This window comes from Streptomyces sp. WELS2 (genome assembly GCF_013870595.1).
GTDB lineage: Bacteria > Actinomycetota > Actinomycetes > Streptomycetales > Streptomycetaceae > Streptomyces.
In genome coordinates this window covers 1-1,711 of sequence record NZ_JACBWZ010001119.1, presented here as the reverse complement: position 1 = coordinate 1,711, position 1,711 = coordinate 1, and the positions used below count along the sequence as shown (strand labels likewise).

Genomic DNA, 1,711 nt, shown 5'->3' with positions numbered 1-1,711 from the left:
GGTCCGGTCCGCCGCCGCCTCGCCGTACAGCAGCCGCCCGGTGCCCAGCGGCCGGCCGTCCTCGCCGACCGCCAGCACGTGCACGGCCACGGCGTCGTGGGCGTCGTACTCGATGTCCTCCGCGACGCCCTGTTCGACCACGAAGACCTCCTTGCGGACCGCGAAGCAGGCCTCGCGGTCGGCGGGGTCCTCGGCGACCCGGACGGTGCAGCGCGGGCTCACGCCCACGTCTCCTCCCGGACCTGGTCCAGGGCCTTCCGGAGGTCTTCTGGGTAGTCGCTCTCGAACTCGACCCAGCGGCCGTCACCGGGGTGCTCGAAGCCGAGGCGGACGGCGTGCAGCCACTGGCGGGTCAGGCGCAGCCGCTTGGCGAGCGTCGGGTCGGCGCCGTAGGTGAGGTCGCCGACGCACGGGTGGCGGTGGGCGGACATGTGGACGCGGATCTGGTGGGTGCGTCCCGTCTCCAGCTTCACGTCCAGCAGGGAGGCGGCGCGGAAGGCCTCGATGAGGTCGTAGTGGGTCACCGACGGCTTGCCTTCGGCGGTGACCGCCCACTTGTAGTCGTGGTTCGGGTGACGGCCGATGGGGGCGTCGATGGTGCCGCTCGTCGGGTCCGGGTGGCCCTGGACCAGCGTGTGGTAGCGCTTGTCGACCGTGCGCTCCTTGAACTGGCGCTTGAGCGACGTGTACGCGTACTCGGACTTGGCGACCACCATCAGGCCCGAGGTGCCCACGTCCAGGCGGTGCACGATGCCCTGGCGCTCGGCGGCGCCGGAGGTGGAGATCCGGTACCCGGCGGCGGCGAGACCACCGATGACGGTCGGGCCGGACCAGCCCGGCGACGGGTGCGCGGCCACGCCGACCGGCTTGACGATCACCACCACGTCGTCGTCGTCGTGCACGATCTCCATGCCCTCGACCGGCTCCGCGACCACCTGGACCGGCGCGGGCGCCTGCGGCATCTCGACCTCCATCCAGGCGCCGCCGCGCACCCGCTCGGACTTGCCGACCACCGCGCCGTCGACCTGGACCTTGCCGGCCGCGGCCAGCTCCGCCGCCTTCGTGCGGGAGAAGCCGAACATGCGGGAGATGGCGGCGTCGACGCGCTCGCCCTCCAGGCCGTCGGGCACGGGCAGGGTACGGATCTCGGGAATCGTGCTCACCCGTCGAGTATGCCGGACGGGCCGCGAGCCACCGAACGAGCCTGTGGACAACGCCCCGGTTCCGGCTCCCGCCTCAGTCCTTGTGGACCGTGCCGTCCGGGTCCAGGCCGTAGAAGGACAGCACCACGATCAGGATGCCGCCGCACACGATCGCCGAGTCGGCGAGGTTGAACACCGCGAACCCCTTGGGCGCGATGAAGTCCACCACCGCGCCCTCGAAGACGCCCGGCGCCCGGAAGATCCGGTCGGTGAGGTTGCCGAGCGCGCCGCCGAGCAGCAGGCCGAGCGCGATCGCCCAGGGGAAGCTGTACAGCTTGCGGGCCAGCCGGATGATCACCACGATCACGATCGCGGCGATCAGCGAGAAGATCACCGTGAAGGCCGCGCCGAAGCTGAAGGCGGCGCCGGGGTTGCGGATGACGTGCAGTTCCAGCAGGTCCCCGACGACCCGGATCGGCGCGCGGCCCTCCAGCCGGGCGACGACGAGCATCTTGCTGATGAGATCGAGGGCGTACGCGAAGGCGGCCACCGAGAACAGCACGGCGATC

Annotated in this window: 2 protein-coding genes and 1 pseudogene; all 3 read right to left on the bottom strand. The window is 71.7% G+C overall.

All coding sequences use genetic code 11. The features are described from left to right. A pseudogene (locus H5J33_RS34215) lies at positions 1-222 on the bottom strand (GNAT family N-acetyltransferase); the annotation flags it as partial. Beyond that, on the bottom strand, positions 219-1,163 hold the full coding sequence (locus H5J33_RS34210) for an RluA family pseudouridine synthase (RefSeq protein ID WP_181798552.1): 945 nt from the start codon (positions 1,161-1,163) through the stop codon (positions 219-221). The pseudogene H5J33_RS34215 and the gene H5J33_RS34210, both read right to left, overlap by 4 nt. A gap of 73 nt (positions 1,164-1,236) precedes the next feature. Beyond that, the coding region (lspA, locus tag H5J33_RS34205) for a signal peptidase II (protein WP_181798551.1) at positions 1,237-1,711 on the bottom strand (475 nt) is incomplete at its 5' end.